General features: G+C 71.2%; 15 protein-coding genes and 1 pseudogene. 10 read left to right on the forward strand and 6 right to left on the reverse strand.

All coding sequences use genetic code 11. The annotated features are described in order from the left end of the window. Window position 1 precedes the first annotated feature (1 nt). Together OHO27_RS03345 and OHO27_RS03350 are read right to left on the reverse strand one after the other, a co-directional pair. Entirely contained in the window at window positions 2-532 is a 531-nt protein-coding gene (locus OHO27_RS03345) for an SRPBCC family protein (protein ID WP_328420110.1), read from the reverse strand. A gap of 6 nt (window positions 533-538) precedes the next feature. Next, on the reverse strand, window positions 539-880 hold the full coding sequence (locus tag OHO27_RS03350) for an ArsR/SmtB family transcription factor (RefSeq protein WP_328420112.1): 342 nt from the start codon (window positions 878-880) through the stop codon (window positions 539-541). Between the two features lie 158 nt (window positions 881-1,038). Here OHO27_RS03350 and OHO27_RS03355 point away from each other — a divergent pair, with 158 nt between their 5' ends. The 5 genes from OHO27_RS03355 (at window position 1,039) to OHO27_RS03375 (ending at window position 4,646) form a co-directional block, all read left to right on the forward strand. Next, window positions 1,039-2,046 carry a Ppx/GppA phosphatase family protein gene (locus tag OHO27_RS03355; RefSeq protein WP_328420114.1) on the forward strand — a complete coding sequence of 336 codons (1,008 nt, stop codon included), beginning with the start codon at window positions 1,039-1,041 and terminating at the stop codon, window positions 2,044-2,046. 111 nt (window positions 2,047-2,157) lie between these two features. Further along, window positions 2,158-3,192 (forward strand): iron-containing redox enzyme family protein, encoded by a 1,035-nt coding sequence (locus tag OHO27_RS03360; protein ID WP_328420116.1) that lies wholly within the window; start codon window positions 2,158-2,160, stop codon window positions 3,190-3,192. Beyond that, window positions 3,193-3,867, forward strand: a complete 675-nt coding sequence (locus OHO27_RS03365; protein WP_328420117.1) for a HemK2/MTQ2 family protein methyltransferase — start codon at window positions 3,193-3,195, stop codon at window positions 3,865-3,867. After that, window positions 3,848-4,054 carry a CDGSH iron-sulfur domain-containing protein gene (locus OHO27_RS03370; RefSeq protein ID WP_328420118.1) on the forward strand — a complete coding sequence of 69 codons (207 nt, stop codon included), beginning with the start codon at window positions 3,848-3,850 and terminating at the stop codon, window positions 4,052-4,054. The genes OHO27_RS03365 and OHO27_RS03370 overlap by 20 nt, the downstream gene beginning before the upstream one ends. 142 nt (window positions 4,055-4,196) lie before the next feature. After that, window positions 4,197-4,646, forward strand: a complete 450-nt coding sequence (locus OHO27_RS03375) for an STAS domain-containing protein (RefSeq protein ID WP_328420119.1) — start codon at window positions 4,197-4,199, stop codon at window positions 4,644-4,646. A gap of 198 nt (window positions 4,647-4,844) precedes the next feature. Here OHO27_RS03375 and OHO27_RS03380 read toward each other — a convergent pair whose 3' ends face one another. Continuing rightward, window positions 4,845-5,279: a protease inhibitor gene (locus tag OHO27_RS03380; RefSeq protein ID WP_328420121.1), complete on the reverse strand. Its 435-nt coding sequence runs from the start codon at window positions 5,277-5,279 to the stop codon at window positions 4,845-4,847. A gap of 327 nt (window positions 5,280-5,606) precedes the next feature. Here OHO27_RS03380 and OHO27_RS03385 point away from each other — a divergent pair, with 327 nt between their 5' ends. The 5 genes and pseudogenes from OHO27_RS03385 (at window position 5,607) to OHO27_RS03405 (ending at window position 10,894) form a co-directional block, all read left to right on the forward strand. Continuing rightward, window positions 5,607-6,173, forward strand: a complete 567-nt coding sequence (locus OHO27_RS03385) for a hypothetical protein (RefSeq protein WP_328420122.1) — start codon at window positions 5,607-5,609, stop codon at window positions 6,171-6,173. A 258-nt stretch (window positions 6,174-6,431) separates the two neighbouring features. Further along, window positions 6,432-7,985, forward strand: coding sequence for a purine-cytosine permease family protein (locus OHO27_RS03390; RefSeq protein ID WP_328420123.1), 1,554 nt, complete (start codon window positions 6,432-6,434; stop codon window positions 7,983-7,985). Then, window positions 7,982-8,677, forward strand: a pseudogene (locus tag OHO27_RS03395) (alpha/beta fold hydrolase). Before OHO27_RS03390 ends, OHO27_RS03395 begins: the two are co-directional and overlap by 4 nt. A gap of 73 nt (window positions 8,678-8,750) precedes the next feature. Beyond that, the gene (locus OHO27_RS03400; RefSeq protein WP_328420124.1) at window positions 8,751-9,920 is read left to right on the forward strand and encodes a lactate 2-monooxygenase; all 1,170 of its coding nucleotides are present in this window, start codon (window positions 8,751-8,753) and stop codon (window positions 9,918-9,920) included. Beyond that, a complete protein-coding gene (locus OHO27_RS03405) occupies window positions 9,917-10,894 on the forward strand; it encodes a 2-hydroxyacid dehydrogenase (protein WP_328420125.1) in 978 nt (325 codons plus the stop codon). The genes OHO27_RS03400 and OHO27_RS03405 overlap by 4 nt, the downstream gene beginning before the upstream one ends. 46 nt (window positions 10,895-10,940) lie before the next feature. Here OHO27_RS03405 and OHO27_RS03410 read toward each other — a convergent pair whose 3' ends face one another. The 3 genes from OHO27_RS03410 to OHO27_RS03420 all read right to left on the reverse strand — a co-directional run bounded on the left by OHO27_RS03410 (window position 10,941) and on the right by OHO27_RS03420 (window position 13,642). Beyond that, on the reverse strand, window positions 10,941-12,557 hold the full coding sequence (locus OHO27_RS03410) for an RICIN domain-containing protein (RefSeq protein WP_328420127.1): 1,617 nt from the start codon (window positions 12,555-12,557) through the stop codon (window positions 10,941-10,943). 458 nt (window positions 12,558-13,015) lie between these two features. Beyond that, window positions 13,016-13,393, reverse strand: coding sequence for a toxin Doc (locus tag OHO27_RS03415; RefSeq protein WP_328420129.1), 378 nt, complete (start codon window positions 13,391-13,393; stop codon window positions 13,016-13,018). 3 nt (window positions 13,394-13,396) lie between these two features. Beyond that, complete coding sequence (locus OHO27_RS03420; RefSeq protein WP_093909931.1) at window positions 13,397-13,642, reverse strand: hypothetical protein; 246 nt, start codon at window positions 13,640-13,642, stop codon at window positions 13,397-13,399. Window positions 13,643-13,765 lie beyond the last annotated feature (123 nt).

The following is a 13,765-nucleotide window of genomic DNA, read 5'->3' on the forward strand; positions in this document are numbered from 1 at the left end:
CTCAGGCGTCCAGGCCCGGGACCGGTGCGCCGGAGGGGAGGCCTGCGGCCACATAGCCGTCGTAGAACACTTTCCAGGGCGCACCGGCCCCGGCGTGCGGCCCCTCGGAACGCTCCCCGCGCGCGTGCGCGTCGAGGGCGGACAGGCAGACCTCCCAGCCGGCGCCGTTGCGGGCGGCGGTGTTCTCGGCGACCAGGACGTTGGTGAGCGTGAAACGGGTGCGCCCCTCGTCCAAGGCCTCCAGGTCGAAGTGCACCTCGTCGCCGCCCCACTCGAAGGACAGGTGCCGGGGCTCGTCGACGGCGATCACCCGGGCCGCGGAGTCCTCCATGTTCGGGTCGCCGCTGAACTTGATGGTGCCGCCGGGGCGCAGCTCGATCTCGGCGCGGGAAGGGAACCAGTGCGCGAGTTCGTCGGCGTCGGTCACGAACTGCCAGACGCGCTCGACGGGATGGTCGTAGGTACGGCTGAAGCGGACGGCCGGTCGGCCGTCGTCCAGGGTCAGATAGCTGCCGGTGAGGTCGGCGGTCATGGTGGATCAGTCCTTCGTGGTGGGTTCCTCGGGGCCGGCCGACGTCTCGTCGAGGCGGCGGCCCAGCCTGTCCAGGCTGGTGTTCCAGAGCCTTCGGTACGGGTCCAGCCAGGCGTCGAGCTCGGCGATGGGCGCGGGGTCCAGGGCGTAGACGCGGCGCTGCGCGTCCTGCCTGACCTGCACCAGGCCCGCCTCCCTCAGCACTTTCAGGTGCTTGGAGGTGCTCGGCTGGCTGAGCCCGCATGCCTCCACGATCTCGCCGACGGGCCGGGGCCGCTCCAGGAGCAGCGCGACGATGGCCCGTCGGTGCGGATCGGCGAGGGCGGTCCAGAGCGAGGCGTCGGCCATGGATCCAATATGCCTCGACGGTTATATTCCAGTCAAGGAATACGTCACCCGAGCGGCGGCCATTTACGCGGGCCCGGGAGCGCGGCGCTCGTGCCGTGGCGACGGCGCACAGTGGCTGAGTCCGTTGCCGGGACGCGGAAACGGGTACTTGCGCACTCATGCGAATCAGCGTGATGGACGTGGGGTCGAAGACGGTGCGGCTGGTAGTGGCTGACGCGGCGGACGGGGTGCCGCTGCCGGTGCACACCGCCAAGTGGCGGCTGAGGCTGTCGGAGCAGGTCAGGCCCGGGGAGAGTGTCCCCGAAGAGTCCGTCGAGCGGTTGGTCGACGCCGTCGCGGCGGCGAACCGCACCGCGCTCAGATGGGGCGCGACCGCACCCCTGGCCTTCGCGACCGCTGTGGTGCGTGCCTCCCCCAACCGACACGAGGTACTGAGTACCGTGCAGACGCGGACCGGGGTGAGCCTGTGCACGCTGCCCGGCGAACTGGAGGCCGAGCTCACGTTTCTCGGTGCGCGACGGTGGATGGGCTGGCGGTCGGGGCCGCTCGCGCTGCTGGACATCGGCGGCGGCTCGCTCGAAGTGGCCTTCGGGCGAGGCCGGTTGCCGGACTTCGTGGCGTCGCTGCCGCTCGGCGCGGCCCGGCTGACCCACGAGTTCTTCACCGGCGAGGACCCGCCGGCGGCGGCACAGGTACGGGCGCTGCGCCGCAAGGTCCGCCATCAACTGCGGGACGTCGCGGCCCGGATCCGGTGGGAGGGGCCGCGCACGGCGGCGGTCACCTCGCGTACGTTCCAGCAGCTGGGCCGGCTGTGCGGGGCGGCACCCGGGCGCCACGGGCCGTTCGTGGAACGGCGGTTGGAGCGCTCCGCCCTGCGCGAGGCCGTCGGCCAACTGGCCGCGCTACCCACCACCGAACGCGCCCTGCTCCCCGGCATCTCCGCGCCGCGCGCCGAACAGAGCCTGGCCGGCGCGGTCGTGGCGCACACGGCGATGAAGCTGACCGGCCTCAGAACGGTCACTGTCTGCCCGTGGGCGATTCGCGAGGGAATCATGCTGCGGCACATCGAGGACGGCGCGTCCTGGTGGGCGGAGGTCTCCCGCCTCGGCGAGGAGGACGCCCCCGCGGACGCGGTGCCCCTACGGATCGCGCCCGCGACCAGCTGAACGCGACGGGCGCCGGCCGCGGCCGCCCTGCCTGCTCGGACGGGTGGCCGCACGGGTGGCCGCACGGGTGGCCGCACGGGTGGCCGCGCACCCAACGGGTACTCGGCAGCCATGGCACACGACGTCCGTAGGGCAGGCGGTGGCGAGGGACCCCGGCTGCCGTCCGCGCGGGGCAGTGTCTCCGCCGCCGTGGAGCAGTATCTGCGGGGTGCCGGGCCACCGCCCCGGCGCCTGGACGTCGCGCGCACGGACGTCTATGGCGACGACCTCCAGCTGGCCCTCTACCTCTGCTACGAGCTGCACTACCGCGGTTTCGCCGGCGTACCCGAGGACCACGAGTGGGACCCCGAGCTGCTGCGGGTCCGCGCGGCGCTGGAGCACCGCTTCCTGACCGCCCTGCGCGCCGACGCCCCCGCCCACGACAGCGTCGAGGACGCGCTGGCCGACCTGCTCGTCGAACCCGTCGACGGCACCGGCGTCAGCCACTACCTCTGCGCCGAGGGCGAGTTGTGGCACGTGCGCGAATACGCGGCCCAGCGCTCCCTGTACCACCTCAAGGAGGCGGACCCGCACGCCTGGGTGCTGCCCCGACTGTGGGGCAGGGCAAAGGCCGGCATGGCGGCGGTGGAGTTCGACGAGTACGGCGGCGGCCGTCCCGACCGTGTCCACGCACGCCTCTTCGCCGACCTGATGACGGACCTCGGCCTGGACACGACGTACGGCCGGTATCTCGACGAGGCGAGCGCGCAGGCCCTGGCCACGGTCAACCTGATGTCCCTGCTCGGACTGCACCGGGCGCTGCGCGGCGCGCTCGTCGGTCATTTCGCGGCCGTGGAGATCACCTCGTCGCCGGCCTCCCGGCGGCTGGCAGAGGCGATGCGCCGCACGGGCGCCGGGCCCGCCGCCGAGCACTTCTACGACGAGCATGTCGAGGCGGACGCGGTGCACGAACAGGTCGTGCGCCAGGACGTCATCGCAGGTCTGCTCGCCGAGGAGCCGCACCTCGCACCCGACGTCGCTTTCGGTATCGACGTCACCGGCTATCTGGAGGACCGCTTCGCCGAGCGGCTGCTGGACGCCTGGCGCGCGGGGCGATCGTCGCTCCGCACTCACCACCTACGGTCCGGAATACCTCTTATTTCCTGAATGCCGGGGTACCCGGGCGCCGTGAAACCACTGGTGCCGCCGGGTGTGTACACCCCTCAGGAAGACACTGACCTGCTCGTCGACGCCCTGCTCGACGAGCCGCTGCCGGACGGCGCGGACGTCCTCGACGTGGGGACCGGCTCGGGCGCGCTGGCGATCGAGGCCGCGCGGCGCGGGACGCGGGTGACCGCGGTGGACGTGTCGTGGCGGGCCGTCTGCACGGCACAGCTGAACGCCTGGCTGGCCCGGCTCCACGTCCGCATCCTGCACGGCAACCTCTTCACTCCCGTGCGGGGGCAGTCGTTCGACCTCATCCTGGCCAACCCGCCGTATGTCCCCGCACCCGGCGCGGGCCGCGCGCCGCAGGGTGCGGCGCGGGCCTGGGACGCGGGCCGGGACGGACGGCTCGTCCTCGACCGGATCTGCCTGGAAGCGCCCGCCCTGTTGCGTCCCGGCGGGGTCCTCCTGGTCGTGCACTCGACGCTCAGCTGTCCGGGGCGGACCGTGTCGTATCTGCGCGACGCGGGATTGAAGGCATCCGTGACCCGGCGTCGCATCATCCCGTTCGGCCCGGTGCTGCGCACGCGGGAGGACTGGCTGCGGCAGCACGGCCTGCTGTCCGCCCCGGATCAGAAGGAAGAGCTGGTGGTCGTCCGTGCCGAACTCCCGGTCTGACGAGCCGCGCCGGATCAAGGTCCAGCGCCAGGGCCCTGTCCTGGTGGAGGGCCCGGTCGAGGTGGAGCTGGAGGACGGCACGATCGTCTCCTCCGACCGCTTCCGCGTGGCCCTGTGCACCTGCCGGCGCAGCCGACGCTACCCGTGGTGCGACACCAGCCATCGCGATCGGACCCGGGAGCGCTGAGTCCGCCCACGCGAAGTCAACCGTTCTGGAGGAAATTCAGCACGTCGAGTGAACAACGTCTTGCGCGCGGCTCCGCAGGGATGCTCACGCTCGGCCCCGGGTAACAACCCTCACCGATGCGCCCTTGCGAGGTGGAGCGGACATGACGCCGGACGCCGACGACCGCGCCCCCCATCCGACCGAGGACCTGGCCGCGGACTCGTCCCGGTCCGTGCCGCCCCCGGCGAACAGCCATGCCCGCACCCGCAGACACGGCCCGTTCACCGTGGTCGAGGTGACGGGTGAGATCGATCTGGCGACGGCGCCACTGGTCACCGAGCACCTGGACGCGGCGACGGCGCGACCGGAGTCGGACGTGCTGGTCGACCTGCGCCAGGTCGACTTCTTCGACTGCTCGGGACTGCGCGTCCTGTGCCGAGCCGAAACGCGCGCCAGGTACCGCGGCGGGCGCCTGCAGGTCGTAGCCGACACACCTCGTATACGGCGGCTGTTGCGCGGCGCGGGCCTGCTGGACCGGTTCGCACTCCTGCACCGGATCCCCAGGGAAGAGGGGATCCTCGAGGAAGAGGGGGTTCCCGGGGAAGACGGGTGATCCGTATGCCCCCACGGCAACGGTCACTCGTGTCCCCCGGGAAGTCGGTTGATCGGTGACGATCCGAGGTGCCGACCGGGCGGCCCCACTCCGCCCGGCCGACCCCCGGTGCGAGATCGCCGGGGCCCCTTCAGCAGGGCTCGCACTCCCCATCCGCGAGCCGCTGCCGAACTGCACGAGGCCGTGCGATCCCGGTCTCTAGAACGCGAAGAGGCTTGTCCCGTAGGAGCCCTTCACGCACTCGTTGGCGAAGGTGCGCTGATAGGAGACGCGCTGACCCTGCCAGACCCCGTCGACCGTGACGACCACGGGGTCGTACTGCTTGGTACACAGCACGCCGTCTCTACTCCCGAGGGCGTCGAAGTTCCCGCCCACACTGCGCAGTTCACCGCACGCCGAGGCGGCGTCGGGATGCGTGCCGGAGGAGGTCGGGGCGCAGCTCAGGGTGACGGCGCGTACCGGGGTCGTCATCGTGGGATCGTCGCCGTGGGCCAGGGTGAGCACCAGGGCCGAGGGGGCGTACAGGGAGGCTGGCGCAGGGTCCGGGGCAGCCAGGGCGGATCCGGTGAGGGGTCCGCAGACGGCGGTGGCCGTGAGAGCGAGGGTCGCTGCCCAGCGCGCGGTGTTCCGCATTGTGTGCATCCTTCCGCTTGAGTTACAGAGTGTGTCGACTCCGACGCGATCGGTGCCGAAGCGACGAGCGGGAGTCTGCCGAGTCCGGCGCCGAAACTCACATCGACACCACGGGTTTCAGTAACCTTGCGTATTGAAGCAGTGGCGTGAAGTAACGGACTTCGAACGTTCCAACGCCGAAACCTGGCGGTTCTTGATCGTTCCAAGTCGTCGAGTGGCCTGATCTCGCACGCTCATTAATAGGCCTGAAACATTCCGGTTGAGCCCTCGGCTGACACGCCCCGACGCCCCTTGTGTTCCCGGCCATACCGGAGTAATCGTGATTACATGATTACCAGCGAACAACGAGAGAAGCTGCGCGGCTGGTTCGCCGGCCGCCTGCCGGACGACCTCTTCGAGGAGCTGACCGAGGTCACGGTCGACCGCGAGGAGATCACCGTGATCGGCCGCATTCCCGCACCTCAGCTGGCCGAGGGTGGCTCGGCCGCCGAGCGGGAGGCGGCCGTCGAGAGCCGGGTCCAGGAGTTCCGGGAACGCACCCGGGAGACCCGGATCGAGGTGGCCCGCGAGGCGGAGCACCGTTTCCGCAGAAAGGTTTCCTGGGGCGTGGAGTGCGACGGTGAGCGCGCCATGTTCACGCACATCGCCGCCCCCGTGATGACCCGGCTCCGGCAGCCCGAGCGCCAGGTCCTCGACACCCTGATCGCCGGCGGGGTCGCCCGCAGCCGCAGCGACGCCCTCGCGTGGTGCGTACGGCTCGTCCAGCGGCACACGGACGACTGGCTCGCCGAACTGCGCGAGTCACTGGAGAACGTCCAACGGGTGCGGTCACAGGGGCCGGACGCACCGGACGCGGACACGGACACGGAGGAGGCGCCCAAGGACGGCGACTGATGGAGGTTTCGTCCACTCACGGCACCGAAGATGGATGAACCGTCCTCTGGTGCGGTTCCCGCGGACCGCCTTACCGTCTGCAGACCCCCGAGAGGACGGCATCCGCGCCGGCCGCACACCCCAGCGGCAGCGGCAGACACCGGCCGTCGGCCCCGCCGCGCCACAACGCGCTCCACCGCCCCGCCCACGCCGGAGCCCTCCCTTGCCCCGACAGTCCCCAGCGGCCTCCCAGGCCCAACACCCCTCCCCGCTCCCTCCTTGACCGAGGTCGAGACCCACGGCGTCGACCGCATCCCCGACGCCGAACGCAGCGCCTCCCCACTGGACCTGTTCCGCCTCGCCTTCGGGGGCGCCAACACCTTCTCCACCTGTGTCCTGGGCGCCTTCCCGATCCTGTTCGGCCTCTCCTTCTGGCAGGGCCTCGCGGCCACGCTCCTCGGGGTCGTCGCGGGGGCGCTGATCCTGTGCCCCATGGCGGTGTTCGGACCGGTCAACGGCACCAACAACGCCGTCTCGTCCTCCGCGCATCTCGGTGTGCACGGCCGCGTGGTCGGCTCGTTCCTGTCCCTGCTGACGGCCGTCGCGTTCTTCTCCATCTCGGTGTGGAGCTCGGGCGACGCCCTGGTCGGCGGCGCGCACCGGCTCTTCGGCCTGCCGCGCGGCAACCTGTCGTACGTCGTCGCCTACGCCCTGTTCGCGGGGCTGGTTCTCGCGGTGTGCGTGTACGGGTTCCGCTTCATGCTGTTCGTCAACAAGGTCGCCGTGCCCGCGGCGAGCGTGCTGTTCCTGCTCGGCGTGGTCGCGTTCGCCGGTGACTTCGACCCGTCGTACACGGGCGTCTTCACGGACTCCGCGGACGCGGCGACCCGGTCGCTGTTCTGGCCGTCCTTCATCGGCGCGGCTCTGATCGTGCTGTCCAACCCCGTCTCCTTCGGGGCGTTCCTCGGCGACTGGTCGCGCTACATCCCCGCGAGCACCCCGCGCCGCAAAGTGATCGGCGCCGCGTTCCTGTCGCAGATCGCGACGCTGCTGCCGTTCCTGTTCGGCCTGGCGACCGCAAGCATCATCGCCACCAAGGTTCCGGAGTACGTCGATCCGGCGGCGCCCGACTTCGTGGGCGGCCTGCTGGCGATCTCGCCGGGCTGGTACTTCATGCCGGTGTGTCTGCTGGCGCTGATCGGCGGCATGGCGACGGGCACGACCGCGCTGTACGGGACCGGCCTCGACTTCTCCTCGGTGTTCCCGCGCCTGTCGCGGGTGCAGGCGACGCTGCTGGTCGGCGCGCTGTCGATCGGGTTCATCTTCGTCGGGCGGTTCGGCCTCGACCTGGTGCAGTCGATCTCGACCTTCGCCACCATGATCATCACCTGCACCACGCCGTGGATGGTCGTGATGATGCTGGGCTACTGGACCCGACGCGGCTGGTACGACCCCGACGCCCTGCAGGTCTTCAACCGCCGTCAGCGCGGCGGCCGTTACTGGTTCGCGCACGGCTGGAACTGGCGGGGCATGACCGCGTGGTGGGTGGCGGCGCTGCTCGGCGTGCTGTTCACCAACATTCCGGGCCAGTTCGTCGGACCGCTGGGCGATCTCGCGGGCGGGGTGGACATCAGCCTGCCGTTGTCGCTGGTCGTCGCGGCCGTGCTGTTCCTGGCGCTGCTGCGGGTGTTCCCCGAGCCGAGGGCGGTGTACGGGCCGGAGGGGGCGCGGCTGGCCCGGACAGCCGAGGTGCCCGTACCGCCGATCACCGGGCCCGGCGCGAAGGGTGACGAGGAGCCGTTGTCAGACCCGTCCGCTACGTTGCGAGCATGACCAACTTCGTACTGGTGGCAGGAACGTGGCTCGGGGCATGGGTGTGGGACGAGTTGGCCGGCGAGTTGCGCGCTGCCGGGCACGACGTCCATCCGCTGACGCTGTCCGGACTCGCCGAGAAGCAAGGTGTCACCGCCGGGCAGCAGACCCACGTCCAGGACATCGTGGCGGAGGTCGAGCGCCTCGATCAGCGGGACGTCGTCCTCGTCGGGCACAGCTACGCCGGCATTCCGGTCGGGCAGGCGGCCGAGCGGATCGGTGACCGGCTGAGGCGTGTGGTGCTGGTCGACGCCAATGCCGCAGTCGACGGGGAGTCGTTCCTGTCGGGCTGGCTGAGCGACGAGGTGCGGGCGGCGATCGAGGACAACGGCGGCGTCTGGCCGCCGCTCACCGCGGCCGACTTCGCGGGCCAGGGGATGACGGACGAGCAGATCGCCCGCCTCGTCGACGGCGCCACCCCGCACCCGGGTGCCACGTTGACGGAACCGGCGGTCATGCCACGCCCGCTGAGCGAACTGCCGGGCACCTACATCAAGTGCCTGCTCGACGGCGACTAGCCGATGCCCGCCGCAGCCGAACTCCTCAAGAGCGACCGCTGGGAACTCGTGACCCTGGACACCGGCCACTGGCCGATGCTCTCCCAGCCGCGCGAACTGGCACGCATCCTGCACGAGTCAGTGGCGAGCCCCTGATCCACTCCCCCGCCTACCGGTCGGTATGGTCGGCGTACAGCGCGTTCTCAGTGACGAGAGGCGGGGCCTACGCATGGGCAAGCACTGGGCGGACTTCCAGTACGAGATCTATCTGAACGGGATGACGGGGGTCGTACCCCGGCTGCCCACCGATCTGACCCGGCTGGAGGAGCTGACCGAGCAGCGCCTCGGTCCCGGGCCCGTCGGCTATGTGGCGGGCAGCGCGGGCGACGGCAGCACCGCCCGCGCCAACCGGGAGGCGCTGCGGCGGCGCCGGATAGTGCCACGCATGCTGCGGGACGTACACGAACGCGACCTGTCCGTGGAGGTGTTGGGCCGCGCCCTGCCCGCTCCGCTGGCACTGGCGCCGGTGGGAGTACTGTCGATCATGCACCCGGACGCCGAGTGCGCGGCCGCCCGGGCCGCCGCCGCGCAGGGCGTGCCGTTCACCCTGTCCTCGGCGTCCAGCACCCCCATGGAACAGGTCGCGGAGGCGATGGGGGACGCCGTACGCTGGTTCCAGCTGTACTGGCCGAAGGACCCGGAGGTGGCCCGGAGTTTCCTGAACCGGGCGAAGGCGGCCGGGTTCACCGCCCTGGTCGTCACCCTGGACACGCCGATGCTGGCCTGGCGCCCGCGCGATCTCGACCAGGCGTATCTGCCGTTCCTGCATGGCGTGGGCACCGCCAACTACTTCTCCGACCCGGCCTTCCGAGCGGGCCTGGCCAAGCCCGTGCACGAGGATCCGAACGCGGCCGTCATGCACTTCGTCGGCATGTTCTCGGACCCCGCGAAGACCTGGCCGGACCTGGCGTTCCTGCGGGAGAACTGGGACGGCCCGATCGTCCTGAAGGGCGTGGTGCACCCGGACGACGCCCGCGCGGCCGGCGACGCCGGGATGGACGGCGTCGTCGTCTCCAACCACGGCGGCCGCCAAGTTGCCGGCTCCGTCGGGGCGGCCGACGCTCTCCCCCGGGTGGTGGAGGCGGTCGGCGACCGGCTGACCGTGTTGTTCGACAGCGGCGTGCGCACCGGCGACGACATCTTCAAGGCCCTCGCGCTCGGCGCGCGGGCGGTGCTCGTCGGACGGCCGTACGCGTACGGGCTCGGCCTCGACGGACAGGCGGGCGTCGAGCATGTCATCCGCTGCCTGCTGGCCGAACTCGACCTCACCCTCGCCCTGTCCGGGCACGCCACCCCCGCCACGATCGGCCCCGCCGACCTCATCGAGGAATCCGCATGACCGTCACGAAGCACGTCCTCGCCGTCATCTCGCCCCACGTGGGCGGGCGGGAGATCGGAGCCGGACTGGCCACCCTCTTCCCCGAGGGAGCGAACGTCACCGTGGTCGAGGCGGCCGACGAGGACCCGGCCGCCCTGCGCTCGGCACACGTCGTCATCACCGCCCTCGCCCCGGTGACCGGCGAACACCTGGCCGTAGCACCGGAGTTGGAGCTCGTGCAGTGCGCCAGCCACGGCTTCGACTACGTCGATGCGGAGGCGGCGCGCGAGCGCGGGGTGCGGGTGTGCAACATCGGCTCCAGCGGCGCCGAGGCGCAGAACGTGGCCGAGCAGACGTTCGCCCTCATGCTGGCACTGGCCAAGCAGATCGTTCCCGCCCACACCGCGCTCGTCGAGGCCGACTGGGCACTCCCCCGGCTCCAGCACTCGCTGACCGAACTGTCCGGCAAGACGCTCGGCATCGTGGGCCTGGGCCAGATCGGCCGGCAAGTCGCACGCCGCGCCGCCGCGTTCGACATGAGCGTGGTCTACTCCGGACGGCGCCGACTGCCGCCGGAGACGGAGGCCGAGTTCGGCGGCGCCCGCCATGTCCCGCTCGCCGATCTTCTGCGCGCCTCCGACTACGTCTCCCTGCACACCCCGCTCACCGTCGAGACCCGGCTCCTGCTGAACGCCGAGCGGCTGGCGCTCCTCAAGCCGACGGCGCTCGTGATCAACACCGCGCGGGGCGCCCTGATCGACCAGGACGCCCTCGCGGACGCGCTGGAGAAGGGCGCCGTGGCCGGGGCGGGCATCGACGTCTTCGACCCCGAACCGCCCACCCCGGCCCTGCGCCTGCTCCGCGCCCCGAACGTGGTGCTCTCCCCCCACGTCGGCGGCGTCACCCGCGAGACCCTCGTCCGCATCGCCCTGGCCGCCGTCCAGAACGTGACGGATTTCCTCTCGGGCGGGGCACCGCGGGATGTCGTGAACTAGGCCGGTCTCGCGGGCGCCTGGGGGCTCGGGGTCGCCCCCAGGCGTCCTACGCCTTCTCCTCCCCCACTCGCACCGACCGCGCCGCAGGCTTCCCGGCCTCCGCGCTCGACAGCGATCCGGGGTTCGCGGATGTTGCCGGATCGGTGAGCCAGCGCTGGGCACCGGAGCCCTCGCGGACCTTGACGACGATCTCGGCGACGGTGTCCGCCGCTGTGGCCGCGAGGGCGAGCTGCTCGTCCCAGCGGGGCAGCAACTCGCCCCGGACGGTGAGGTCGTAGCGCACGTCGTCGCCCCGCTCGGAGTCCTCGTCGGCGCACTTGCCGAGGATCACCACGCCGGCGTCCACGTGCGAGTCGAGGCACAGATCGGGGTCCGCCACGCTGCGCAGCCGGCCGTCCGTCTCGTACGACCACTGCTGGGTGTCGTCGGCCGAGCACTCGGCCAGCCTGGTGCCGGCCCCTTCCTTCGGCTCGCCACGGATGTCGAGGCACAGGTCGGCGTCGGCGTTGCGCAACCTGGTCTGCCGCGGGGCGTTGGGGAGTTGGGCCGTGCCGGGCGGCGCGGAGGACACGGCCGGGGGCAGCTGGGTCGCGGTGCCGCCGCCGGTGGCGGAGGCGGCCGGGTCGACCCCGTCGTCGTCGGACAGCAGACCGGCGGCGAGCATGATCGCGATCAGCCCCGCCGAGGCCAGGCCCACACCCGTGAGCAGGGTCCGTGAGGAACGCGGTGCACCGGGCGGCCTGCGAACCTGCGCGGGGATTCGCGCCAGGAGACCACGTCGTCCGGCGCCGTGCCGGGCGGAACCGCGTGCGCGGGGTCCGTCGGACTTGGTACGCCCCGGTCTGGTGTCGAGATAGCGGCGTGCGCCCCAGCCGAGCACCGCCTCGGCGATGAGCACGCCCAGCCCGCCCTCGAAATGGCTCAGTTGTTCGGCCGCGTTACGGCAGTAGCGGCACTCCGCCAGATGCTGCTGGACATCCGGCAGCAAGGCCCCGCCCCGGCGAATCGGGACGTCGAGGAGGCGGTTGTAGAACCGGCAATCCTTCGTCGGCGCGAGTTCCCGATGAGCATGTACACAACCCTCACGGAATTTATCACGCGCTTGTTCGAGGGCAGCCGAGGCGGTAACGGTATCCATGCCCAACAGACCGGCGGGCACGCTTACCGGCTCGGCCTCCACCTCGGTATGCCAGAGCAGACATCGGGCAAGTCCCGGAAGCGCCTGGAATGACCGATCGGCGAGCTTGCGATTTTCGGGCGTCATGGACTTCGCGGTACGCATACCGCGCCCGCCCGCGGGTTTCCCCAGCTCCGGCAGAACGCTCGCTATTCGTTCGTCTGCCGACCACTGCCGCACCGCGTCCCGGACCGCGACGAGGAGCCGGGGGCGCACTGCGGTGGCCGGCTCGCCCAGTGCCAGGCGGTCGAGGACCTGGTGGAAGGCGGCGGCGGTGACCATGTCGGCGGCGGTCCCCGGGGAGGCGAGACAGATCACCGCGTACTCGTGGGCCGGTTGCCAGTGCCGCGCCATCAGCAGCGCGACGGAGGGAGCGGCCTCGCCGTCCGGACGGCCCCGGAGCCGGCCGGCGAGACCTTCGTCGGATTCCTCCGGAACCCCGCCGGGCGGCGGGTAAGGAGGGCGAGGGGGGTGGGGGGTGGGCACTGAACGGATTCCTTCCCACGCTCATGACTCAGAGGTTCTGATCGCCGAAAAGGACCGAGCGACTTGGTGTGTACCTCTTCGGCATGGGCGCGGGGAGCGCGAATTCACCAAAGCCCATCCGCTCCGGTTCCCCACGGAACGCATGAGCCCCGGCCTTTTCCACCCCCCACGGGTGGTTCACCCTTGCACAGCGCACGGATGGCCAACAAGACACTCGGGCAACATCAGCCCCTTTGAAAGAAAGTCAGAAACGGCGGCAACTGGCCACCCCTGCGTGAGCTTTCGACATTCCATGCGCCCCGTGCGAATCTCCCGCACGCGCCGGAGCAGCACGCGCGCTCCCCTACGCGCACGTCGGCGTAGTCCACTGGGATCGGCCCTCTCGGAAACCCCCGTTCCTCCCGCCCTCGGTCGGCGGCCCCTGAGGCGGGAGGAACGGGGATCGACAACCGCGGCCCTCAGATCTGCCAGGAGCGCAGCCGGTCGGCTGCGCCGTACACGTCGGTCTTGCCGGAGATCAGGTCACGCGCGAGGTCGACCAGGGCGCCGTAGGGCGGGTCGATGCCGACGCCGCTGACGAACATGTAGGCCACCGCGGACGCGCAGGCGAAGCGGGCGTTGGCCGAGGGAAGCGGCTTGAGCAGGGCGAGGGTGTGCAGCAGGGCCGCGGCCCGCCAGGCCGGGTCGGAGTCGACACCCAGGCGGGGCGGATCCACGCGATGGCGGGCGACGGCGGCGACCAACGCGGAGAAGTCGTTGACCGTGGGCTGGTCCGGCAGGACCTCTTCGTGCCGCTGGAGCAGCCAGGGCACGTCGATGTGAATGACGGGTGCCATCGGTCAGGCGGCCCGTCCCGCGCCCTTGGCGGACGGTTCGTCGTCGGGGAACGCGGCCGCGAATTCGTCGGCGTGCGAGGCGAAGAAGCGGCGGAACGCCTCGGCACCCTCCTGCAGGGCCCGGTGCCGGGCTATGTCGGCCGCGGCGGCCTCCCGCACGAGAGCCTTCATCGACGTACCGCGTTCCTTGGCGATCTGCCGCAGGTCCTCTAGCTCGCGGTCGCTGAACTCCACATTCAGAGCTGGCATGCCTTCACGGTACCGCTCGGGTACTTGCCCGTAAATACTCGCAGGTCAAGTGCGATCTACGCCGGTACCAGGGGGGTTCGACACCCCGGTCACGCAGGCGGCACCCCCTGCGTGACCGAGACG

The sequence above is a fragment of the Streptomyces sp. NBC_00443 genome (genome assembly GCF_036014175.1).
Taxonomy (GTDB): domain Bacteria; phylum Actinomycetota; class Actinomycetes; order Streptomycetales; family Streptomycetaceae; genus Streptomyces.

Coding starts and splice junctions, on each gene's coding strand:
- OHO27_RS03345 (WP_328420110.1), bottom strand. CDS start 532: ATGACCGCCGACCTCACCGGCAGCTATCTGACCCTGGACGACGGCCGA.
- OHO27_RS03350 (WP_328420112.1), bottom strand. CDS start 880: ATGGCCGACGCCTCGCTCTGGACCGCCCTCGCCGATCCGCACCGACGG.
- OHO27_RS03355 (WP_328420114.1), top strand. CDS start 1,039: ATGCGAATCAGCGTGATGGACGTGGGGTCGAAGACGGTGCGGCTGGTA.
- OHO27_RS03360 (WP_328420116.1), top strand. CDS start 2,158: ATGGCACACGACGTCCGTAGGGCAGGCGGTGGCGAGGGACCCCGGCTG.
- OHO27_RS03365 (WP_328420117.1), top strand. CDS start 3,193: ATGCCGGGGTACCCGGGCGCCGTGAAACCACTGGTGCCGCCGGGTGTG.
- OHO27_RS03375 (WP_328420119.1), top strand. CDS start 4,197: ATGACGCCGGACGCCGACGACCGCGCCCCCCATCCGACCGAGGACCTG.
- OHO27_RS03380 (WP_328420121.1), bottom strand. CDS start 5,279: ATGCGGAACACCGCGCGCTGGGCAGCGACCCTCGCTCTCACGGCCACC.
- OHO27_RS03385 (WP_328420122.1), top strand. CDS start 5,607: ATGATTACCAGCGAACAACGAGAGAAGCTGCGCGGCTGGTTCGCCGGC.
- OHO27_RS03400 (WP_328420124.1), top strand. CDS start 8,751: ATGGGCAAGCACTGGGCGGACTTCCAGTACGAGATCTATCTGAACGGG.
- OHO27_RS03405 (WP_328420125.1), top strand. CDS start 9,917: ATGACCGTCACGAAGCACGTCCTCGCCGTCATCTCGCCCCACGTGGGC.
- OHO27_RS03415 (WP_328420129.1), bottom strand. CDS start 13,393: ATGGCACCCGTCATTCACATCGACGTGCCCTGGCTGCTCCAGCGGCAC.
- OHO27_RS03420 (WP_093909931.1), bottom strand. CDS start 13,642: ATGCCAGCTCTGAATGTGGAGTTCAGCGACCGCGAGCTAGAGGACCTG.